Origin of the sequence: Micromonospora sp. NPDC049801, from assembly GCF_040656575.1 — a bacterium.
GTDB lineage: Bacteria > Actinomycetota > Actinomycetes > Mycobacteriales > Micromonosporaceae > Micromonospora.
Map to the genome: position 1 here is coordinate 1 of NZ_JBFAMS010000011.1, position 21705 is coordinate 21705.

20 protein-coding genes and 1 pseudogene are annotated in these 21705 nt (G+C 72.0%); 14 read left to right on the forward strand and 7 right to left on the reverse strand.

Annotation, left to right across the window (positions count from 1 at the left end; all coding sequences use genetic code 11):
* Positions 1–404 (reverse strand): annotated as a pseudogene (locus tag AB0I89_RS19980) (hypothetical protein); the annotation flags it as partial.
* Positions 405–498: 94 nt separating this feature from the next.
* Complete coding sequence (locus tag AB0I89_RS19985) at positions 499–1410, reverse strand: SDR family oxidoreductase (RefSeq protein WP_357128619.1); 912 nt, start codon at positions 1408–1410, stop codon at positions 499–501.
* Between the two features lie 119 nt (positions 1411–1529).
* Here AB0I89_RS19985 and AB0I89_RS19990 point away from each other — a divergent pair, with 119 nt between their 5' ends.
* From AB0I89_RS19990 to AB0I89_RS20025, 8 genes are all read left to right on the forward strand, one after another.
* Entirely contained in the window at positions 1530–2126 is a 597-nt protein-coding gene (locus AB0I89_RS19990; RefSeq protein ID WP_357128622.1) for a TetR family transcriptional regulator, read from the forward strand.
* A gap of 136 nt (positions 2127–2262) precedes the next feature.
* Complete coding sequence (locus tag AB0I89_RS19995; RefSeq protein ID WP_357128625.1) at positions 2263–3237, forward strand: Rossmann-like and DUF2520 domain-containing protein; 975 nt, start codon at positions 2263–2265, stop codon at positions 3235–3237.
* On the forward strand, positions 3234–4082 hold the full coding sequence (gene panC / locus AB0I89_RS20000; protein ID WP_357128628.1) for a pantoate--beta-alanine ligase: 849 nt from the start codon (positions 3234–3236) through the stop codon (positions 4080–4082). Before AB0I89_RS19995 ends, panC begins: the two co-directional genes overlap by 4 nt.
* Before the next feature lie 42 nt (positions 4083–4124).
* Positions 4125–4553 carry an aspartate 1-decarboxylase gene (gene panD, locus AB0I89_RS20005; RefSeq protein ID WP_357128630.1) on the forward strand — a complete coding sequence of 143 codons (429 nt, stop codon included), beginning with the start codon at positions 4125–4127 and terminating at the stop codon, positions 4551–4553.
* Between the two features lie 96 nt (positions 4554–4649).
* Entirely contained in the window at positions 4650–5546 is an 897-nt protein-coding gene (locus tag AB0I89_RS20010) for a septum formation family protein (protein ID WP_357128633.1), read from the forward strand.
* Between the two features lie 94 nt (positions 5547–5640).
* On the forward strand, positions 5641–7335 hold the full coding sequence (locus AB0I89_RS20015) for an L-aspartate oxidase (protein ID WP_357128636.1): 1695 nt from the start codon (positions 5641–5643) through the stop codon (positions 7333–7335).
* Positions 7332–8228, forward strand: coding sequence for a carboxylating nicotinate-nucleotide diphosphorylase (gene nadC / locus AB0I89_RS20020; protein ID WP_357128639.1), 897 nt, complete (start codon positions 7332–7334; stop codon positions 8226–8228). Before AB0I89_RS20015 ends, nadC begins: the two co-directional genes overlap by 4 nt.
* Before the next feature lie 17 nt (positions 8229–8245).
* Positions 8246–9004, forward strand: a complete 759-nt coding sequence (locus AB0I89_RS20025; RefSeq protein WP_357128642.1) for a type III pantothenate kinase — start codon at positions 8246–8248, stop codon at positions 9002–9004.
* 4 nt (positions 9005–9008) lie between these two features.
* Here AB0I89_RS20025 and AB0I89_RS20030 read toward each other — a convergent pair whose 3' ends face one another.
* Positions 9009–9749, reverse strand: coding sequence for a class I SAM-dependent methyltransferase (locus AB0I89_RS20030; RefSeq protein WP_357128645.1), 741 nt, complete (start codon positions 9747–9749; stop codon positions 9009–9011).
* A gap of 87 nt (positions 9750–9836) precedes the next feature.
* On the opposite strand from AB0I89_RS20030, the gene lysS reads away from it, so the two are divergent.
* The 3 genes from lysS (at position 9837) to AB0I89_RS20045 (ending at position 14854) form a co-directional block, all read left to right on the forward strand.
* Positions 9837–11345 carry a lysine--tRNA ligase gene (lysS, locus tag AB0I89_RS20035; RefSeq protein ID WP_357128648.1) on the forward strand — a complete coding sequence of 503 codons (1509 nt, stop codon included), beginning with the start codon at positions 9837–9839 and terminating at the stop codon, positions 11343–11345.
* A 112-nt stretch (positions 11346–11457) separates the two neighbouring features.
* Positions 11458–11802, forward strand: coding sequence for an Lsr2 family protein (locus tag AB0I89_RS20040; protein ID WP_355051005.1), 345 nt, complete (start codon positions 11458–11460; stop codon positions 11800–11802).
* Positions 11803–12304: 502 nt separating this feature from the next.
* Positions 12305–14854 carry an ATP-dependent Clp protease ATP-binding subunit gene (locus AB0I89_RS20045; RefSeq protein ID WP_357128651.1) on the forward strand — a complete coding sequence of 850 codons (2550 nt, stop codon included), beginning with the start codon at positions 12305–12307 and terminating at the stop codon, positions 14852–14854.
* 161 nt (positions 14855–15015) lie between these two features.
* On the opposite strand, the gene AB0I89_RS20050 is transcribed toward AB0I89_RS20045, so the two are convergent.
* Positions 15016–15927 carry an A/G-specific adenine glycosylase gene (locus AB0I89_RS20050; RefSeq protein ID WP_357128654.1) on the reverse strand — a complete coding sequence of 304 codons (912 nt, stop codon included), beginning with the start codon at positions 15925–15927 and terminating at the stop codon, positions 15016–15018.
* A gap of 96 nt (positions 15928–16023) precedes the next feature.
* Here AB0I89_RS20050 and AB0I89_RS20055 point away from each other — a divergent pair, with 96 nt between their 5' ends.
* The 3 genes from AB0I89_RS20055 (at position 16024) to AB0I89_RS20065 (ending at position 17970) form a co-directional block, all read left to right on the forward strand.
* Positions 16024–16536, forward strand: coding sequence for an ACT domain-containing protein (locus AB0I89_RS20055; protein WP_357128657.1), 513 nt, complete (start codon positions 16024–16026; stop codon positions 16534–16536).
* Positions 16533–17105, forward strand: coding sequence for a peptide deformylase (locus tag AB0I89_RS20060; protein WP_357128660.1), 573 nt, complete (start codon positions 16533–16535; stop codon positions 17103–17105). The genes AB0I89_RS20055 and AB0I89_RS20060 overlap by 4 nt, the downstream gene beginning before the upstream one ends.
* A gap of 118 nt (positions 17106–17223) precedes the next feature.
* The gene (locus AB0I89_RS20065) at positions 17224–17970 is read left to right on the forward strand and encodes a hypothetical protein (RefSeq protein ID WP_357128663.1); all 747 of its coding nucleotides are present in this window, start codon (positions 17224–17226) and stop codon (positions 17968–17970) included.
* A gap of 33 nt (positions 17971–18003) precedes the next feature.
* Here the strand turns inward: AB0I89_RS20065 and disA are convergent, their stop codons facing one another.
* The 3 genes from disA to AB0I89_RS20080 all read right to left on the reverse strand — a co-directional run bounded on the left by disA (position 18004) and on the right by AB0I89_RS20080 (position 21654).
* Complete coding sequence (gene disA, locus AB0I89_RS20070) at positions 18004–19185, reverse strand: DNA integrity scanning diadenylate cyclase DisA (RefSeq protein ID WP_355051000.1); 1182 nt, start codon at positions 19183–19185, stop codon at positions 18004–18006.
* 131 nt (positions 19186–19316) lie between these two features.
* Positions 19317–20774, reverse strand: a complete 1458-nt coding sequence (gene radA, locus AB0I89_RS20075) for a DNA repair protein RadA (protein WP_357128667.1) — start codon at positions 20772–20774, stop codon at positions 19317–19319.
* A gap of 85 nt (positions 20775–20859) precedes the next feature.
* Positions 20860–21654 (reverse strand): hypothetical protein, encoded by a 795-nt coding sequence (locus AB0I89_RS20080; protein ID WP_357128670.1) that lies wholly within the window; start codon positions 21652–21654, stop codon positions 20860–20862.
* Positions 21655–21705 lie beyond the last annotated feature (51 nt).

Below are 21705 nucleotides of genomic sequence, written 5' to 3' on the forward strand. Positions count from 1 at the left end.
GGGGGTGGCCACGGCGAGCCTGGCGAAGTCACGGTGGCCGAGCCCGCCCACGCAGGGATCAAGCCTGACCGCCCGGAGTGGGCGGGCTCCCCGGAAACCCCGACCGCAAGCTCGACGGAGTCGGCGGGCTTCCCGGAAGCCCCGGTGGCGTCTTCGGACGCGACAAGGCGGCGCAGGGCTAGCAGCAGCTCCCCGCGCCCAGCCCCGACGTCGACCACGTCCAGCCGTGGTGGATGGCCGAGGGCGGAGTCGACCTGCGCGAGGAGGCGCAGCAGCGCGGTGGCGAAGGCGGGGGAGGCGTGCACGCTGGTCCGGAAGTGGTCGGCCGGTCCGGTGCCGGCCACGAAGAAGCCGTCCGGCCCGTAGAGGGCCTGGCTCATCGCGTCCCGCCACGGGATCGGCATCAGCGAGTGCGGAGTGCGGAGGGCGTCACCGTGCCGACCCTACGGCCACCGGTCCGGTGCCGGCTTGCGATCCCCGTCGCGCGGCCGTGCGGGTTCACGCCCGGAAGTAGTGCCCCTCGTCGAGGTCGGCGATCAGCCCGGGGTGGGTCGGGGTCCAGCCCAGCAGGTCGCGGGTGACGGTGGACGAGGTCGGGTTGTCCATCTGCGCGAATCGTTCCAGGAAGCCGAAGTACTCGCCCGCCTCGTCGGCGTCGATGCTCCGGACCGGGATGTCGAGGTTGCGGCCGATCGTCTCGGCGAGCTGCCGGAAGGAGACTCCTTCATCGGCGGTGCCGTGCAGGCGTGCGCCGGCCGGCGCCTTCTCCAGGGCGAGTCGGTACAACACGGCCGCGTCCAGCGTGTGCACGGCCGGCCACCGGTTGGCCCCGTCGCCGACGTACGCGGCGTACCCGTGCTGTCGGGCGCTCGCGATGATGGCGGCGATGAAGCCGTACCGGTCGAGTGAGCTGTGCACCGTGGGCGCGAGGCGGACGACGCAGGAGCGCACTCCACGGGAGGCGAGGCCGACCACGAAGTTCTCCGCGTCGATCCGGTAGCCGCCGCCCGGGAAGGTGTCCCGCTCGGTGCCGGGGCGACCGACGATGCCGCCCATCACCAGCATGGCGGTGCCACTCGTGCCGACCAGGGGCTTGCCGGAGTCGGCCAGGCCGTCGGCGAGTGCCGTGAGGGCGTCCAGGTCGACCGAGGCCGCGCCGGCGAGGTCGCCGTTGAGCATGAGGTCGTGGCGGAACGCCAGGTGGATCACTCCGTCGGAGGCGGCCGCCTCGTCGCGGAGCACGTCGAGGTCGGACAGGTCGCCCCGGCGGGCCTCGCCGCCGAGCTTCTCGATGGCGGCGGCGGAGGTGTCCGAGCGGGCCAGGCCGACGACGTGGTGCCCGGCGGAGAGCAGTTCCGGTACGACCGCCGAGCCGAGGTGGCCGGAGGCGCCGGTGACGAATACGCGCATGGTGGGTCCTTCGTGAGTGCCGATGTCACATTGCGACATCACCGTACCGCGCCTGATGTCATCGTGCGACATCGCCAAGCGCAGCAATGTCGCAATGTGACATCGGATACCATCGGGGCATGGCTCGCTGGCAACCCGACGCCCGTGGCCGCCTGGAGGCGGCCGCCTTCGAGCTGTTCCGGGAGCGCGGCTTCGACCAGACCACCGTCGCCGACATCGCCGAGCGGGCCGGTCTCGACAAGCGCACCTTCTACCGACTCTTCGGCGACAAACGCGAAGCCCTGTTCAGCGGCAGCCGGCACCTGGAAGAGGTGCTGGTCAAGGCGGTGGCAGAGCTGGACGCCGGACCCTTCGACGCGGTGGTGGCGGCCTTCGGTCGGGTGGCCGAGGAGGTCTTCGCCGACCGCCTGGAACTCGTCCGGGCCCGACAGGCCATCATCGAGAGCAGTCCGGAGCTCCGGGAGCGCGAACTGCGCAAGACGGATTCGCTGGTTGCCGCGGTCACCGCCGCCCTCCGCGCCAAGGGCTTCGCCGAGACCACGGCCACCCTGGCCACCGTGTCGGGTGCCACGGTCTTCCGGGTCGCGTACGCCCGCTGGATCGCGCCCGGCAGCGACGCCTCGCTCAGCGACCTGATCGCCGAGGTGGCCGCCGAACTGCGTGCGATCACGTCACCCTCGGGCTCGGTTCAACAGATCGTGGACGGTTTCCGTTAGCCGCTAACGGAACTGCCCACGATCTGCCCGCCGTGCCGGGGTGGTGAAGGTTTTCACACATGCTTGTCCCGGTTCGGCGAGCCGGGCGCATACTTGCGATCGACCGGTACCCCTTCTCGAGGACTGGATCGTCGTCATGAGCGCACCGTTGCGCCCGCGTCCGGCCGCCCCCCACGGGCCTGCCGGGTCGTGGGATCGCGCCGACACCGGCGCCCGCGCCACCTCCCGCCCACTCACCGTCGGTGTCGTCGGCGCGGGCCGCGTCGGGGCCGTGCTGGGCGCGGCGCTCGCCGCCGCCGGGCATCACGTGGCCGCCGTCGCCGGTGAATCCGGGGCCAGTCGCGCCCGCCTCGCGCTGCTGCTGCCCGACGTGCCCCGCCGCCCGGTCACCTCCGTCGCCCGCGTCGCCGCCGACCTGCTGCTGATCGCCGTGCCGGACGACGCGCTGGCCGAGGTGGTCGCCGATCTCGCCCAGCGTGGCGCCCTGCGCCCGGGTCAGGTGGTCGCGCACACCTCCGGCGCGCACGGTCTGGCCGTGCTGGCGCCGGCCGCCGCGCTCGGCGTCCGGCCGCTGGCCCTGCACCCCGCCATGACCTTCACCGGTACGCCGGACGACCTGGCCCGCCTCGACGGAATCTCGTACGGGGTCACGGCCCCGGCCGACCTGCGCCCGCTGGCCGCCCGGCTCGTCACCGACCTGGGCGGTGTCCCCGAGTGGGTGGCCGAGGCGGACCGCCCGCTGTACCACGCCGCGCTCGCGCACGGTGCGAACCACCTGGTGACCCTGGTGAACGAGGCGACCGACCGGCTGCGTGACGCCGGGGTGGCCCGTCCGGAGAAGGTGCTCGCTCCGCTGCTGCGGGCCGCTCTGGAGAACGCGCTACGCCTCGGCGACGACGCGCTGACCGGTCCGGTCTCCCGGGGCGACGCGGGCACGGTCGAGCGGCACCTGGCCCGGCTGACCGCCACCGCGCCGGAGTCGGTCCCCGCCTACCTGGCGCTGGCCCGGCGTACGGCCGACCGGGCGATCGCCGCCGGCCGGCTACGACCGGTGGACGCGCAGTCGCTGCTCGGGGTGCTCGCCGGGACGGATCGGGAGGTGGCGGCATGACGCAGGTGGTGCATACCCGTGCCGAGCTGAACGAGGCCCGGGGCGCCCTGAAGGGCACCGTCGGCGTGGTGATGACCATGGGTGCCCTGCACGAGGGGCACGAGACGCTGCTGCGCGCGGCCCGGGAACAGGCCGACCACGTCCTGGTGACGAGCTTCGTGAACCCGTTGCAGTTCGGGCCGAACGAGGACTTCGACCGCTATCCGCGCACCCTCGACGCCGACCTGGAGGTGTGCCGGCGGGCCGGCGCCGACCTGGTCTTCGCTCCGTCGGTGGCCGACATGTATCCGGACGGTCAGCCTCGGGTACGGCTGGACCCGGGGCAGCTCGGCGCCGAGTTGGAGGGCGCGAGCCGTCCCGGCTTCTTCCACGGTGTCCTCACGGTGGTCCTGAAGCTGCTCCAGCTCACGCGCCCCCACCTGGCGTTCTTCGGCGAGAAGGACTACCAGCAGCTCACCCTGGTCCGGCGGATGACCCGGGACCTGGACGTCCCGGTCGAGGTGATCGGCGTACCGACGGTCCGGGAGCCGGACGGGTTGGCGCTGTCCAGCCGCAACCGCTACCTGAGCGAGCCCGAGCGCGCGGCGGCGCTGAGCCTGTCCGCCGCGCTGCGGGCGGGGGCCCGGGCCGCCGACGACGGCCTGGACGCGGGCGAGGTGCTGACCGCCGCGCACGCCGCGTTCGGCGCCGGTACGCCCGGGGCCCAGCTCGACTACCTGGTGCTCACCGATCCCGAGCTGGAGCCCGGGCCGGTGTCCGGGCCGGCCCGCCTGGTGATCGCCGCCTGGGTGGGCACCACCCGGTTGATCGACAACGCGGCAATCCGTCTCGCTCCTCGTCCCTGACCTCGTCCGTACCCCCACCACCCTTTGCGAAAGGCCAGTCCGATGCTGCGGACCATGCTCAAGTCGAAGATCCACCGCGCCACGGTGACCCAGGCCGACCTGCACTACGTCGGTTCGGTGACGGTGGACGAGGACCTGCTCGACGCCGCCGACCTGCTTCCCGGCGAGCAGGTCGCGATCGTGGACATCACTAACGGCGCCCGACTGGAGACGTACGTCATCCCGGGTGCGCGGGGCAGCGGCGTGATCGGCATCAACGGTGCTGCCGCGCACCTCGTACACCCCGGTGACCTGGTCATCCTGATCTCGTACGCGCAGCTGGACGACGCCGAGGCCCGGTCGTACCGGCCGCGGGTGGTGCACGTGGACGCCGACAACCGGGTGGTCGAGCTGGGCACCGATCCGGCGACGGCAGCGCCGGGCACGGCCGGTGACCCGGTACCCAACCCGCTCGCGCTGTCCGGAGTCTGATCTCGCGCGCGGAGATTCCGGTCTGTCACCGGAAGGTCATTTCCGGTTACCCTGGGCACGCTGGCGGAAGCCGGTAGGTGGCTGGGGGAGGCCGCGATGCGCCGTGCCATGACGACCCTGTTCGCCACTGCCGTCACGGCAGTGTTGCTGGTGGGCTGTGCCACCTCCGGTGGGCTCGACGGCGACCTGACCGACGACTGGGCCGCGTTGCCGCCCGCCACGGCCTTCACGCCGGCCGCCGGGGTGTGCCAGGCCGCCGACTTCGTCGAGGTGGTCACGCTGGCCGCGTACCAGCCGATCGACTGCGCCGGCCCGCACCGGGTGGAGACCGTGCACGTGGGGGCGTTCCCCACCGAACGGCCCGCCGCGCCGGCCACCGGCTCGGTGGAGTTGCGCGGCGCGTTCGCCGAGTGCGACACCCGGGCCTCTGCGTACGTGGGCGACGACTGGCGGGCCGGGCGACTGCGGCTGTCGGTGGCGCTGCCCTCCGGGCCGGGTTGGACGGCCGGCGCCCGCTGGTACCGGTGCGACCTCACCGAGTTGACCACGGTCGAGACGGCGGCCACGGTGGTGGTTCGCTCGGGCAGCCTGCGGAACGCGTTGAAGGGGGCCAGCGGGCTGCGGTTGGGCTGTCAGCAGACCCGCGCCGGGGCGGGACGCGGTGTGCAGACGCTGGTCCCGGTGGAGTGCGCCGGCCGGCACGACGCCGAGTTCGTCGGGGTGTGGCGCGCGCCGGACAAGCCGTACCCGGCCAAGAACGCCGACTGGGCGCCCCTCTACGACGGCTGTCGCAGCGTGCTCGGCCGCTACGTGGGTGTGCCGGACGACTCCGACCTGCGGTTCCGCAGCGGGGTCGTGGTGCGCCCGCCCGGCGCGGGGCGCTGGCGTGTCGGTGACCGGGGGGTCCGCTGTTACCTGTGGTTGAGCGACCGTACGGTCACCGCGTCGTTGAAGGGCGCGGGTCCGGCCGGCCTGCCGGTGCGGACGAAGTGAGCGGCTCGGCGCGGTCCCGATCGGACGGGGTTGCCCAAACCACTCGTTGAGCCCCCGCCGCCCCGGGCGAGGATCGTTCGGGTTGACTGGTGGGATGGACCTTCCGACCGTCGACCTGCCGGCCCTGCCCAGACTGCTGGCCGCGCCCGAGCCCGGCTGGGTGGAGACCACCGACGTGATCGTGGTCGGGTCCGGGGTGGCGGGGCTGACCGCCGCGCTGCACCTGCGGGAGGCGGGCCTGCACGTCACCGTCGTCACCAAGGTCAACATCGATGACGGCTCGACCCGGTGGGCGCAGGGCGGCATCGCGGCGGTGCTCGACCCGGCGGACACGCCGGCGGCGCACGCGCGGGACACCGAGATCGCCGGTGTGGGGCTCTGCGACCCGGCGGCCGTCCGGGTCCTCGTCGAGGAGGGGCCGACCCGGCTGCGGGAGCTGATGCGGATCGGCGCCGAGTTCGACCGCCATCCGGACGGCTCGCTGATGTTGACCCGCGAGGGTGGGCACCGGGCGGACCGGATCGTGCACGCGGGCGGCGACGCGACGGGCGCGGAGGTGCAGCGGGCCCTGCACGCCGCGGTGCAACGCGACCCGTGGATCCGGCTGGTCGAGCACGCCCTCGTGCTGGATCTGCTGCGCGCGCCCGGTGACGGCCCGGACGGCCTCGGCCCGGCCTGCGGGATCACCCTGCACGTGCTCGGTGAGGGCAGCGAGGACGGCGTGGGCGCGTTGCTGGCCCGGGCGGTGGTGCTGGCCACCGGCGGGATGGGGCAGGTCTTCGCGGCCACCACCAACCCGGCGGTCTCCACGGGCGACGGGGTGGCGCTGGCGCTGCGGGCCGGCGCGGCGGTGACCGACGTCGAGTTCGTGCAGTTCCATCCGACCGCGCTGATCACCCCCTCCGGCGGCGGGGTGCCCGGCGCCGGGCACGCGCAGCAGCCGCTCGTCAGCGAGGCGCTGCGCGGCGAGGGCGCGTACCTGGTGGACGGCGACGGCAAGCGGTTCATGGTGGGCCAGCACGAGCTGGCCGAGCTGGCCCCCCGGGACGTGGTGGCCAAGGGCATCCACCGGGTGCTGCTGGCCAGCGGCGCGGACCACGTCTTCCTCGACGCCCGGCACCTGGGCGGCGACTTCCTGGCCGCGCGCTTCCCGACCATCGTGGCGTCCTGCCTGGCGATCGGCGTGGACCCGGCCGCCGACCTCATTCCGGTCGCTCCGGCCGCCCACTACGCCTCCGGCGGGGTCCGCACCGACCTGCGGGGCCGCACGTCGATCCCCGGTCTGTACGCCTGCGGCGAGGTCGCCTGCACGGGCGTGCACGGCGCGAACCGGTTGGCCAGCAACTCGCTGCTGGAGGGGCTGGTGTTCTCCCGGCGGATCGCCGACGACATCGCGGCCGGCCTGCCCGAGCAGGCCCAGCCGGCGGACGTCGGCGCGTGGCGCGGGGGTGCGGGCTGGGTGGTGCCGGCCGAGGCGACGCCGACCCTGCAGCGGGCGATGACGCGTGGCGCCGGGGTGCTGCGCTCGGCCGCGACACTGGCCGGGACGGCTGCGACGCTCACGGAGCTGGGCGCGGCGCGGGGTCGACCCCGGACCGCCGACTGGGAGGCGACGAACCTGCTCACGGTGGCGTCGACGCTCGTCACGGCGGCGTACGCGCGCGCCGAGACGCGAGGGTGCCACTGGCGGGAGGACTTCCCGACGGCCGACGAGCGGTGGCGGGGCCACCTCGTCGGGTCGGTCGGGGCGCAGGGCGCGGTGACGCAGCAGTGGGAGGAAAATTCATGATCGAGTCGACTCGGGTGGCGTTGCGGACGGCCGGACTGGACCCGGACCAGGTACGTCGGGTGGTCGAGACCGCACTGGTCGAGGATCTGGGGCCCGATTTCCTGGACGTGACCAGCGTGGCGACCATCCCGGCCGAGCAGACCGACACCGCCGACCTGGTGGCCCGCGCCGACGGTGTGGTGGCCGGGCTGGCGGTGGCCGCCGCCGTGTTCGAGCTGGTGGGCGAGGTGACGGGCTTCGGTCGTACCGTCGAGGTGTCGATGTCGGCCCGCGACGGCGAGCGGGTGGCCCGCGGCGACGTGCTGGCGACGGTGGCCGGCCCGACCCGGTTGCTGCTGACGGCCGAGCGGACGGCGCTGAACCTGCTCTGCCGGATGTCCGGGGTGGCCACCCACACCCGGGCCTGGGCGGACGCGCTGGCCGGCACGAAGGCGATGGTGCTGGACACCCGCAAGACGACGCCGGGCCTACGGGCGCTGGAGAAGTACGCGGTGCGGGCCGGCGGCGGCACCAACAAGCGGATGGGCCTCTACGACGTGGCCATGATCAAGGACAACCACAAGCTGGCGGCCGGCGGCATCACGGCGGCGTACCGGCGGGTCCGGGAGTCGTTCCCGGAGGTGCCGGTGCAGGTCGAGGTGACCACCGTCGCCGAGGCCGTGGAGGCGGTGGAGGCGGGGGCCGACTTCCTGCTCTGCGACAACATGACTCCGGAGTTGCTGGCCGAGGCGGTGGCCGCGGTGGGCGACCGGGCGGAGCTGGAGGCCACCGGCGGGCTGACCCTGGAGGTGGCGGCCCGCTACGCGGCCACCGGTGTCGACTTCCTCTCGGTGGGCGCGTTGACCCACTCGTCGCCGATCCTGGACATCGCGATGGACCTGCGCACCGAGTAGTTGTCTAGGCTGCGACAGTGCTGCTCTGCATCGACATCGGAAACACCAACACCGTGCTGGCGACCTTCGACGGCGACAAGCTGGTGCACTCCTGGCGGATCAAGACCGATGCCCGCTCGACGGCGGACGAGCTGGGCCTGATGTTCCGGGGCCTGCTCGCCGGGGACAACGTCGAGATCACCGGCGTGGCCGCCTGCTCCACGGTGCCGGCGGCGCTGCGCTCGCTGCGGACCATGCTGGGCCGCTACTACGCCGACCTGCCGAGCGTGATCGTCGAGCCGGGCGTGCGGACCGGGGTGCAGTTGGCGATCGACAACCCGAAGGAGGTGGGCGCCGACCGGGTGGTGAACACGCTTGCGGCGTTCACCCTCTACGGCGGGCCGTCGATCGTTGTGGACTTCGGCACCACCACCAACTTCGACGTGATCAGCGGCCGGGGCGAGTTTCTGGGCGGGGCGTTCGCCCCGGGCATCGAGATCTCCTTCGACGCGCTGGCCGCCCGTGCTGCCCAGCTCCGCAAGGTCGAGGCCACCAAGCCCCGCTCGGTGATCGGCAAGAACACCGTGGAGTGCCTCCAGTCCGGCCTGTACTTCGGCTTCGCCGGGCAGGTGGACCGGATCGTCGAGCGGATGACCGAGGAGTTGGGCGAGGTGCGGGCGGTGATCGCCACCGGCGGCCTCGCCTCCCTGGTGATGAACGAATGTCGCAGCCTCACCCACCACGAGCCGATGATCACGCTGATCGGCCTGCGGATGGTCTACGAGCGCAACCTCTGACCGGTCAGCGGCGTCGGGCGCGCAGCACCAACGTCCGGTACGGCAGCTCGACGGTTTCCCGGCCGGCCAGGGCGGGGTGGCTGTCCAGCAGGTCGGCCAGCTCGCGCGCGACCCGCCGCTGATCGTCGGCCGAGGCGGTGAGCCAGTACGAACGGGTGCGGATCATGCCCAGCACCTCGTCCGGGGTGAGGACCGTGCGGTGCCCGAACTCGCGCGCCTCGACGGCCGTGAACCCGTTTCCGAAGTCGGTGTTGTGCTGGACCAGCTCGGCCGACTTGTCGTCGAGGTGGGCGATCCTGCCCAGCTCCGCCACCCATTCGACGCTGTCGTCCCGGATGTTCCAGATGGGGGCGAAGAGGCCGCCGGGGCGCAGCACCCGGGCGATCTCGGCGTGCGCGGGCTCCCGGTCGAACCAGTGGTACGCCGTCCCCACCAGCACCGCGTCCGCCACGCCGTCGGGCAGCGGCACGGCCTCCGCGCTGCCCGCCAGCGCCGTCGTGCCCGGCGTGGAGACCGCGAGTTGCGTCCGCATCCCCGGATCAGGCTCCACGGGTACGACGTGGAAGCCCAGAGCCTGCACGGCGCGCGTCAGGATGCCGGTGCCGGCCCCCAGGTCGACAACCTGCCCGCCCTCGCCCAGGCCGTCGAGGGCCCACCGGAGCGCCGCGGCGGGATAGGTGGGTCGGAACCGGTCGTAATCGCTCGCCGCGGCACCGAAGGAGAGGGCGTGAGTGGGATCGACCATGACGGGCAGTATCCGGTAACGGCCCCCGGAGCGCTTGAGTACGCTCGGGCCTGACCCCCTGTATCTCCCGTGACGAGGAAGCGTGCCGTGAGCGAGCAGAACGCCGTGCCAGTGGACCCCGCCGACGACCTTCCCGAGCAGATGAAGGTCCGCCGGGAGAAGCGGGACCGGATGCTCGCCGAGGGCGTCGAGCCCTACCCGGTCGGTTTCCCGCGGACCACCACGCTGGCCGAGATCCGTACCCGCTACGCCGAGCTGCCCACCGACACCGCCACCGGCGACGAGGTCTCGGTCACCGGCCGGGTGATCTTCGTACGCAACACGGGGAAGCTCTGCTTCGCGACCCTGCGGGACGGCGACGGCACGGAGTTGCAGGCGATGCTCTCCCTCGACCGGGTCGGCGCGGAGCGGCTGGAGGCCTGGAAGCGCCTCGTCGACCTGGGTGACCACGTCGGCGTGACCGGCGAGGTGATCACCAGCCGCCGGGGCGAGCTGTCGGTGCTGGCGCAGCGCTGGGAGATGACCGCCAAGGCGCTGCGGCCGTTGCCGGTGGCGCACAAGCCGCTCTCCGAGGAGGCGCGGGTCCGGCAGCGCTACGTGGACCTGATCGTCCGCCCGCAGGCCCGGCAGATGGTCCGTACCCGCGCGGCGGCGGTACGCAGCCTGCGCGATTCACTGCACGGTCAGGGTTTCATCGAGGTGGAAACTCCGATGCTGCAACTCCTGCATGGTGGTGCGGCGGCCCGACCGTTCGTGACCCACAGCAATGCGTTGAGCACCGATCTGTATCTGCGAATCGCGCCGGAACTGTTTTTGAAGCGCGCCGTCGTCGGTGGCGTGGATCGCGTCTTCGAGATCAACCGCAACTTCCGTAATGAGGGTGTCGACTCTTCGCACTCGCCGGAGTTCGCGATGCTGGAGACCTACCAGGCGTACGGGGACTACGACACGATCGGCGAGTTGACCCGCAATCTCGTGCAACAGGCGGCGATCGCGGTGAGCGGCTCGACGGTGGTGACCCACGCCGACGGGCGGGAGTTCGACCTGGGCGGCGAGTGGCGATCGGTGTCGCTGTTCGGGGTCCTTTCCGAGGCGCTCGGCGAGGAGGTCACGGTCCGTACCGAACACGCTCGGCTGGTCGAGTACGCGGACAAGGTGGGATTGGCCGTGGACCCGAAGTGGGGCCCGGGCAAGCTGGCCGAGGAGTTGTTCGAGGAACTGGTCGTCCCCGGCCTGCAGGCGCCCACCTTCGTACGCGACTACCCGGAGGAGACCAGCCCGCTCACCCGGGCGCACCGCAGCGAGCCGGGGTTGGCCGAGAAGTGGGACCTCTACGTCCTCGGTTTCGAGCTGGGCACCGGCTACTCCGAGCTGGTCGACCCCGTGGTGCAGCGGGAACGGCTGGTCGCCCAGGCGCAGCTCGCGGCCCGGGGCGACGACGAGGCGATGCGTCTCGACGAGGACTTTCTCCGGGCCATGGAGTACGGAATGCCTCCCGCCGGGGGTATGGGAATGGGAATCGACCGCCTGTTGATGGCCCTGACCGGCCTCGGAATTCGGGAAACGATCCTCTTCCCGTTGGTCCGCCCGGAGTAGTCGTCCGCCGACTCCCAGCGAGTCGTAACGGCATCCTATTGACGGGGCGAGCAGCACGGGGGTTATTGTGCTCTCATTAGCAGGAGCGCCCTGCTCGAAAGGAATGTGGGACGTGGCCAAGCAGATCATTCACAAGCTGGTCGATGACCTGGACGGCGGGGACGCGGACGAGACCGTCAAGTTCGCGCTCGACGGCGTTCAGTACGAGATCGACCTGTCCGGCGCCAACGCCGCGAAATTGCGCGACGTATTCGCGCCGTACGTGGGTGCCGGCACCAAGGTTGGTCGGGGTGGCGTGGTGATCGGTGGGCGGGCCGCCCGCGGTCGCGGTGGCGCCACCGCCGACCGGGAGCAGAACAAGGCGATCCGGGACTGGGCCAAGAAGGCCGGCAAGGACATCTCGGACCGCGGTCGTATTCCGCAGGAGATCGTCGACGAGTTCCACGCCAAGCGCTGATCTCGTTCAGCGCAGCGGTGGCGGCGGCCACCGCGGGGCGACACCGACGCCGGGCCGGAGCTTCCTCCGGGCCGGCGTCGCCGTCTTTCCACCCCGTCGGGGCCGCGTGCGGTGGTCGGGTCGCGGGCGGGAATGTCGGGCGGACCGGGCGACGTTGTCCACAGGCGGTGGAGAAGTTTTCCACAACCTGTGGATGGCCGCCGAGACGCCCCGCTGGGCCTCTCCGGGCCCCTCTGGGCCGCTCCGGAGGCGGCGGAGGGCTTCTCCGTGGTCCACCGGATTTCGCTCTACGCGTAGCGACAGGGGTACCGGAACACCTCCTGAGCGCGGACGGTTGTGCAAAACGACGTGGAACTGACCCGGACCGGAGAGACACGACCTCAGCCGAGTCGGTCAGCGACGATAGAGTAAGGAGGCACGGACGCCCGTCCCGGACGTTCGTGCACCGGCCCCGCCAAGATCTTGACCATCAAGGCGCACGGCATGTGAGGAGCACGAGGGCATGTTCGAGCGGTTCACCGACCGAGCGCGACGGGTTGTCGTCCTGGCCCAAGAAGAGGCCCGGATGCTCAACCACAACTACATCGGTACGGAACACATCCTGCTGGGCCTGATCCACGAAGGTGAAGGCGTCGCGGCAAAGGCCCTGGAGAGCCTCGGCATCTCCCTGGAGGGCGTCCGTCAGCAGGTCGAGGAGATCATCGGCCAGGGCCAGCAGGCGCCGAGCGGGCACATCCCGTTCACGCCGCGGGCCAAGAAGGTGCTGGAGCTGTCGCTGCGCGAGGCGCTGCAGCTCGGCCACAACTACATCGGCACCGAGCACATCCTGCTCGGGCTGATCCGTGAGGGCGAGGGCGTCGCCGCCCAGGTGCTGGTCAAGCTCGGCGCCGACCTCAACCGGGTCCGCCAGCAGGTGATCCAGCTCCTCTCCGGCTACCAGGGCAAGGAGCCCGCCGCGGCGGGTGCCGCGCCGGGTGAGGCCGCGCCGTCGACCAGCCTGGTGCTGGACCAGTTCGGCCGCAACCTGACCCAGGCCGCCCGCGAGGGCAAGCTCGACCCGGTCATCGGGCGCGAGAAGGAAATCGAGCGGGTCATGCAGGTGCTCTCCCGCCGTACCAAGAACAACCCGGTCCTGATCGGTGAGCCCGGCGTCGGTAAGACCGCCGTGGTGGAGGGGCTTTCCCAGAAGATCATCAAGGGCGAGGTGCCCGAGACTCTGAAGGACAAGCAGCTCTACACGCTCGACCTGGGTGCGCTGGTCGCGGGTTCCCGCTACCGCGGTGACTTCGAGGAGCGCCTCAAGAAGGTGCTCAAGGAGATCCGCACGCGGGGCGACATCATCCTGTTCATCGACGAGATCCACACCCTCGTGGGCGCGGGTGCCGCCGAGGGCGCGATCGACGCCGCCAGCATCCTCAAGCCGATGCTGGCCCGTGGTGAGCTGCAGACCATCGGCGCCACCACGCTCGACGAATACCGCAAGCACCTGGAGAAGGACGCCGCTCTCGAGCGCCGGTTCCAGCCGATCCAGGTGGGTGAGCCGTCGCTGGCGCACACCATCGAGATCCTCAAGGGCCTGCGGGACCGTTACGAGGCGCACCACCGGGTCTCGATCACGGACGCCGCTCTCGTGGCCGCCGCGACCCTGGCCGACAGGTACATCTCGGACCGCTTCCTGCCGGACAAGGCGATCGACCTGATCGACGAGGCCGGCGCCCGGATGCGGATCCGTCGGATGACCGCGCCGCCAGACCTGCGTGACTTCGACGAGCGCATCGCCCAGGTGCGTCGCGACAAGGAGTCCGCGATCGACGCGCAGGACTTCGAGCGCGCCGCCCAGCTGCGCGACAAGGAGAAGCAGCTCCTCGGTCAGAAGGCGCAGCGGGAGAAGGAGTGGAAGGCCGGTGACCTGGACGTCGTCAGCGAGGTCGACGACGAGCAGATCGCCGAGGTACTCGGCAACTGGACCGGTATCCCGGTCTACAAGCTGACCGAGGAGGAGACCTCGCGCCTGCTGCGCATGGAGGACGAGCTGCACAAGCGCGTCATCGGCCAGGAGGACGCGGTCAAGGCGGTCTCGAAGGCGATCCGGCGTACCCGGGCCGGCCTGAAGGACCCGAAGCGCCCGTCCGGCTCGTTCATCTTCGCCGGCCCGTCCGGTGTCGGTAAGACCGAGCTGTCCAAGGCGCTCGCCGAGTTCCTCTTCGGCAGCGAGGACGCCCTCATCCAGCTGGACATGTCCGAGTTCCACGACCGGTACACGGTGTCCCGCCTCGTGGGTGCCCCTCCCGGCTACGTCGGTTACGACGAGGGCGGGCAGCTGACCGAGAAGGTGCGTCGTCGTCCGTTCTCGGTGGTCCTGTTCGACGAGATCGAGAAGGCCCACCCGGACGTGTTCAACACGCTCCTGCAGATCCTCGAAGACGGTCGGCTCACCGACGGTCAGGGCCGGATCGTGGACTTCAAGAACACGGTCATCATCCTGACCACCAACCTGGGCACCCGCGACGTCGCCAAGGCGGTGTCGCTGGGCTTCCAGGCCTCGGAGGACTCCGAGTCGAACTACGACCGGATGAAGCAGAAGGTCAACGACGAGCTCAAGCAGCACTTCCGGCCTGAGTTCCTCAACCGGATCGACGACACCATCGTCTTCCACCAGCTGCGCCAGAGCGAGATCCTCTCGATCGTGGACATCATGATCCAGCGGATCGAGGGCCAGCTGCGCAACAAGGACATGGGTCTGGAGCTGACCGACAACGCCAAGAAGTACCTGGCGGCGAAGGGCTTCGACCCGGTGCTCGGTGCCCGTCCGCTTCGTCGCACGATCCAGCGCGACATCGAGGACAACCTCTCCGAGCGGATTCTGTTCAACGAGCTGACCCCCGGTCAGATCGTGGTGGTGGACTGCGAGGGCGACCCGAACGACATCGACAAGTCCAAGCTCGTCTTCCGGGGTGCGGAGAAGCCGGTCGAGGTTCCGGACGCCGTTCCGGCCGACCTCGGTGGCACCGCCGCCGGCACCGCGGCAGCGGCGACGGACGAGGTGGCATAACCAGCAGCACAGGGGCGGGGCTCCGGCGGCGTAAGCCACCGGGGCCCCGCCCCTTTCTGCGCGCTGCCCCACTCCGTCGGCGGCGTTCCCACACCCGCGTCGGGCCGGCCGGGAGCGCTGGATCGAGGGTGATCTGGCGTCCGAGCGTAGGGCCCGGCGGGTCAGGTGATCAGGTTGGCGGCGGGGGTCGACGGGCCGTCGCCGGCGAGCCGGAACGAGTCGGCCCCGACGGGCTCCACGAGTCCGTCCTGCACCAGGCCGGCCAGTGCGCGGGCGCGCTGCACGTCGTCGGTCCACACCTGGTCGAGGCGCTGGTGCGGGACCGGCCCGGTGGTCTCCCGGAGCACCCCGAGCAGCAGTCCGCGTACCTGTCGGTCGGTGCCCGCGTACCGCTGGGGACGGCGGGTGGGGCCGGTCGGTGGCGCCTGCCCGGAGGCCCGCCAGGCGCAGACCGACTCGACCGGGCAGGCCGTGCAGCGCGGCGCGCGGGCGGTGCAGAGCACCGCGCCTAGCTCCATGAAGGCGGCGCTGGCCAGCGCGGCGGCGGCGGGCTCCGGGGGCAGCAGCTCCTCGGTGGCGACCAGGTCGGCCGGGCGGGTGACCGGGCCGGCGTCCGGCTCACCGGCCACGGCTCGACAGACCACCCGTCGGACGTTGGTGTCGACGACCGGGTGTCGCTGCCCGAACGCGAACGCGGCCACCGCGCGTGCCGTGTACGTGCCCACGCCGGGCAGCGCCAGTAGCTGTTCCAGTCGGTCGGGCACCTGGCCGCCGTGTCGGTCCACGATGGCCACCGCACATTCCCGCAGCCGGACGGCGCGGCGCGGATAGCCGAGCCGCCCCCACATGCGGATCGCCTCGGCCGGGGTGTCCGCCGCCAGCGCCGCCGGGTCGGGCCAGCGGGCCAGCCAGGCGTGCCAGGCCGGCACCACCCGGACCACCGGCGTCTGCTGGAGCATGACCTCGCTGACCAGGATGGCCCACGGGGTCACCTCGAGTTCCCGCCACGGCAGGTCACGGGCGTGCTGCTGGAACCATCGGCTGACCAGTGCGGCGAAATCGGGTTGAGTCATGGCGTCGTCGATGATGTCACGCGGTCCGGTCCCGCTGGTTGGGCGGCTCGGGCAGGGTGTCGCCGTGCTGGTGGACGGATCGGGCAGAATGCGCGGATGAACGAGCTCGCGATCACCGTAATCGGCCGGGACCGGCCCGGCATCGTGGCCGACGTCGCCGAGGTGCTGGCCCGGCTGGGGGCGAACCTCACCGACAGCACGATGACCCGCCTGCGGGGGCATTTCGCGATGACCCTCATCTGCACCGGCCCGGCCGCCGCCGAGGTGGAGGCGGCGTTGGCGCCGCTGGCGACCGAGGGGCAACTTCTGGCGACCGTACGCGCGGTGACGCCGGACGGTGAGGTGGCGCCGGCCGGCGAGCCGTACGTGCTGGCGGTGCACGGGTCGGACCGGATGGGCATCGTGGCGGCGATGACCCGGGTGCTGGTGGACGCCGGTGGCAACGTCACCGACCTGAGCACCCGGCTGGCCGGTTCGCTCTACGTGGTGTTGGCCGAGGTCGAGCTGCCGGCGGGGGTCGTCGAGGCGCTTACCGAACGGCTGCACCGGACGGCCGCCGAGGTGGGGGTCGAGGTCACCCTCCGGCCGGCAGACCCGGATCTGCTGTGAGCGACGAGCGGGGCGAGGCGTACGCCGGTCTGGGGGATTGGACGCCGGAGTCGCTGGCGGTGGCGGGTGAGGTGCGGGCCGTCGTGTCGGCCCCGCATCCGGTGCTGAGCCGGGCCGGAGGCGACGTCGATCCCACCGCCGAGGAGATCATCCGGTTGGCCGCCGACCTGGTGGCCACGATGCGGGTCTCGCCGGGCTGCGTGGGTCTGGCGGCGCCGCAGGTCGGCGTGGGCGCCCGGGTCTTCGCCGTCGACGTGACGGGCCACCCGAAGGCGGTCACCGTGCACGGCACCTTCGTGCTGTGTAACGCCCGGGTGGTCGAGGCGACCCGATGGAAGCCGGGTCGGGAGGGCTGCATGTCCGTGCCGGACCTGACCGGGGACGTGAAGCGGGCGAGTCGGCTCGTCGTGGAGGGTGACCTGCCGGGCACGGGGGCGGCGGTCCGACTGGTGACGGACGGCTTCGAGGCGCGGGCGTTGCAGCACGAGATCGACCACTGTGAAGGGCTGCTCTTTCTGGACCGGGTGGCCGGCGCGCACGCCGTCTACCAGCGCAAGGTCTATCTCTGACCGGGCGGCCGGACGCCGGCCCGTCCGTCCCCAGTGGATGTTCTTCGCGCTGCCCCGCTGACGCTCCGGCGCGTCGTGACCCGCCGGTGGGTGCGGCGCGACTACGGTGGGGGGCATCATGCGTCTGACGGTCGGCCCCCTGCCACCCGCCGTGTACTGGCGGCGTCGCGCCGTCGTATTCGGAGCGGTGCTGCTTTTCCTGATTGTCGTGCTCTACTCCTGCACCGGCTCGGGTCGCTCCGGCGGTCACCCACGGGCCGGCTCGACGCCGACTCCGACGTCAAGCCCGGGGGCGGTGGGGCCGGTGCTGACCCCGCAGTCGGGGGCTCCGTCGGCGTCCGGGTCGGCGGCGCCGAGTGCCACGGAGCAATCCGCCGGTCCGGATGCCACGAACGCCACGGACCCCGGCCGCGGAGCCACCACCAATGACCCACCGCCGGACTCGGCCGCCGGGTCGGTCGACGACGGCACCTGCACCGACGTGGAGATCAGCGTGACGTCGGCGGCGCGGCCCAGTTCGGCACAGCGCGGCGCGGTGGTCGACCTCCAACTGAAGATCAAGAACACCTCGCAGCGTACGTGCAGCCGTAACGTCGGCGCCGACCTCCAGGAGATCTTCATCAAGGCGGGCGCCGAGAAGGTGTGGTCGTCCGACACCTGCGGCAAGGTCCAGGGCTCGGATGTGCAGTCGTTCACGCCCGGGTTCGAGCGCTCCTACCAGGTGGGCTGGAACGGACGGGACACCAGCCGGTGCGACGGCGCGGGTCTGGCCGCGGGGCCGTTCGCGCCGGCGGGGACGTACCAGGTGTTCGCCCGGGTCGGCACCAAGTACAGCGAGCCCGCGAAGATCACGATCACCGGCTGAGTCGGCACTCCGGCCAGCCGGATCGGCGGCGGATCAGACGTACCGCTCAAGGATGGATGCCTCGGCGAGCCGGGACAGGCCCTCGCGGACGCCCCGGGCGCGGGCGTCGCCCACACCCTCGACGGCCTGCAGGTCCTCCACGGTCGCGCCCAGCAACCGCTGCAGGCTGCCGAAGTGCAGCACCAGACGGTCGACCACGGCCACCGGCAGGCGCGGAACCTTGGCCAGCAGCCGGAAGCCCCGCGGGCTGACGGCGGCATCCAGCGCGTCGGATGCGGCCGGGTAGCCGATCGCCTTGGCGACCGACACCAGGTCGATCAGCTCGGTGGCGCCCAGCAGATCCAGCTCCACCAGCGCCTCGTCCAGGGTGCGGGACTTACGGCCGACGGGCAGGTAGTCCCGGATGACAAGCGTGCGGTCGGCGTCGACACCGGCCATCAGCTCGTCGAGCTGGAGAGCGAGCAGTCGACCGTCGGTGCCCAGCTCGACGACGTAACCGGCGATCTCGTCGGCGATCCGGCGGACCATCTCCAGCCGCTGCACCACCGCCACCGCGTCCCGCACCGTGACCAGGTCTTCGATCTCGAGCGCGGAGAGCGTGCCGGAGACCTCGTCCAGCCGCAGCTTGTAGCGCTCGAGGGTGGCCAGCGCCTGGTTGGCCCGGGAGAGGATCGCGGCCGAGTCGTCGAGGACGTGCCGCTGACCGTTGACGTAGAGGCTGATGATCCGCATCGACTGGCTGACCGAGATCACCGGGTAGCCGGTCTGCCGGGCGACCCGTTCGGCGGTGCGGTGCCGGGTGCCCGATTCCTCCGTCGGGATGGACGGGTCGGGCATCAGGTGCACGGCCGCCCGGACGATGCGGGTGCCGTCACTGGACAGCACCACGGCGCCGTCCATCTTGCACAGCTCGCGGACCCGGGTCGCGGAGAACTCGACGTCCAGCGGGAAGCCGCCGGTGCAGAGGCCCTCGACGACCTTGTCGTAGCCGAGCACGATGAGCGCGCCGGTGCGACCCCGCAGGATGCGCTCCAACCCGTCGCGCAGCGCGGTGCCGGGTGCCATCAGGGCGAGATTCGCCCGCAGCGGATCGCCGGCACCCCCGGCAGCGGCGGTCACGCTCACGCTGATCGGGCGGGCCGGCGAGCCCACGGTGCCGGTGCGGGCCTGGGGCGGCGCTCCGGCAGGCTTGGTGGTATCGCGGTCGATCGGCACGGGCACAGTCTACGGACTGCCGTGCGGTGGGTGCTGTCGTGGTTACTGTGATGTGTCACGATGCCGCCCTTCGAACCGTTTCCACTTGCGGCGATGCTGTCCGTTATCGCCGTTGGCGTCGGCACGCTGAGTCACTCGGCGGACGCGCGGGCCGCATGGTGCAGGGCTGAGCGCACGTCAGTGACCTCGGTCACCCGCATCTGATCCGGCCCCGCACCGGTGCTCGCCGGGCCACAACCCGGCGGAACCAGCGCCACCTTGAACCCCAGGCGGGCGGCCTCCGCCAGCCGGCGCGGCACCGCACCGACCCGGCGCACCTCGCCGGTCAACCCCACCTCGCCGATCGCGACGAGATGCGGCGCGATCGCCAGGTTGAGCCCGCCGGAGGCGACCGCCAACGCGACGGCCAGGTCGGCTGCCGGCTCCACCACCCGGATGCCGCCGACGGTGGCCGCGAACACCTCCCGGTCGTGCAGGGTCAACCGCTCCGTACGCCGTTGCAGGACCGCGAGCACCATGGCCAGGCGGGCCGAGTCGAGGCCCGAGACGGTACGGCGGGGAGAGCCGGCCACCGTCGCGCCGATCAGGGCCTGTACCTCCGTGACCAGTGCCCGCCGCCCCTCCATCGCCACGGTCACGCAGGTGCCGGGCACCGGTTCGGAGTAGCGGGTGAGGAACAGCCCGGACGGGTCGGCCAGGCTGCTGATGCCGCCCTCGTGCATCTCGAAGCAGCCCACCTCGTCGGCCGCCCCGAACCGGTTCTTGACGCCGCGCACGAGCCGTAGCGAGGAGTGTTTGTCGCCCTCGAAGTGCAGCACCACGTCGACCAGGTGCTCCAGCACACGCGGCCCGGCCACCTGACCGTCCTTGGTGACGTGCCCGACCAGCACGGTCGCGATGCCCCGCTCCTTGGCGACCGAGACCAGTGCGGCGGTGACCGCCCGGACCTGGGTCACGCCGCCCGGCACACCCTCGGTGCCGGTGGTCGAGATGGTCTGCACCGAGTCGAGCACCAGCAGGCCCGGCTTGACCGCGTCGAGGTGCCCGAGCACCGACGCCAGGTCGCTCTCGGCCGCCAGGTAGAGCTGCTCGTGCAGGGTGCCCATCCGCTCGGCGCGCAGCCGGACCTGACTGACCGATTCTTCCCCGCTGACCACCAGGGACGGGCTGCCGGCGCCCACCGCCCACTGCTGCGCCACGTCGAGCAGGAGGGTCGACTTGCCCACGCCGGGCTCGCCGGCGAGCAGCACGACCGCCCCGGGGACCAGGCCGCCACCGAGCACCCGGTCCAGCTCGCTCACCCCGGTCGGCCGGGCGCGGGCCGGAGCCGCGCTGATGGTGGCGATCGGCCGGGCCGGCTCGGCCGGCATCCGCGAACTGACCACCCGACCGGAGACGGTCGGCCCGGTCACCGTCGACTCGACCACCGAGCCCCACTCGCCGCACTCCGGGCAGCGACCCACCCACTTGGGCGGCTGGTGCCCGCAGGCGTCGCACTCGTACGCCGGGCGCGGTTCGCGGGTGGCGGACCGGGCGCGGGGCGCACCTGCCGCGCCGCCACGGCCGGAGGTCGATCGGGAGGTGGTCACATCAGGACGCTAGCCGCCTCGTACGACGAAAACACCCCGGCGTGGTGGTTCCCACGCCGGGGTGTTCCGTAGTTGAGGATCGGGCTCACTCGTGGGTGGTGCCACCCTCGTTGCCCTCGTAGCCGCCCTCGCGCTCGATGATCGGCGAGGCGGGGGCCGCCGGGGTGAGCGGCACCGCGATCGGCGCGGGGCCGGTGACCGTGTTGCCGTTGCCGAAGTCGAAGGTCACGACGACGTTCTGGCCGGAGCGCAGCGCCTCGGTCAGACCGACCAGCCGCAGCTGCGAGGTGGACTCCGAGTTGAGCTGGAGGTAGCTCAGCGGGGCCAGTTCGATGCGGGCGGGCTGGCCCGGCGCGGCAGCGCTGGCCGAACCCGACGCCCGCGCCGACTCAGGTGCGGACGGGGTCGCCGACGACGAGCCGGTCTCGGACGGGGTCGCGGACGGGCTGGCCGAGCCGGACTCGGTGGTCGACGGGCTGGCCGAGCCCGACGGGGTGGCCGAGGCCGACGGGGTGGCCGAGGCCGACTCCGAGGCGGACGGCGTCGGGCTGGCCGAGCCACCCGAGATCAGCACCTCGCGGGCGCTCTGCGTGGTGACGGTGACCGTCACGGTGCTCTTCGAGTCGTTGTAGATCACCGCGTTGAGCGGGGCGTCCTGGCCGGCCCGGTAACCCTCGGTGCCGGGGTAGGTGACCAGCAGGCCACGCACCGAGTAGGCGCCGTTGGGGGTCGTGAGGTTGACGCCCTGGACGGACGGCTCCTTCAAAGCCGTCTCGGCGATCTGGCCAGCGCCGCATCCGGACGCGAGCAGGCTGGTGGCCGCCGCGACTCCGGACAGCAGCAGGGCCGCCCGCCGGGATCGGTTGATCGAGCGCGTCACGTCGGTCCTCCTCGTTACGATCCCCACCCGGGCGCACGCCGGGGGAGGTGG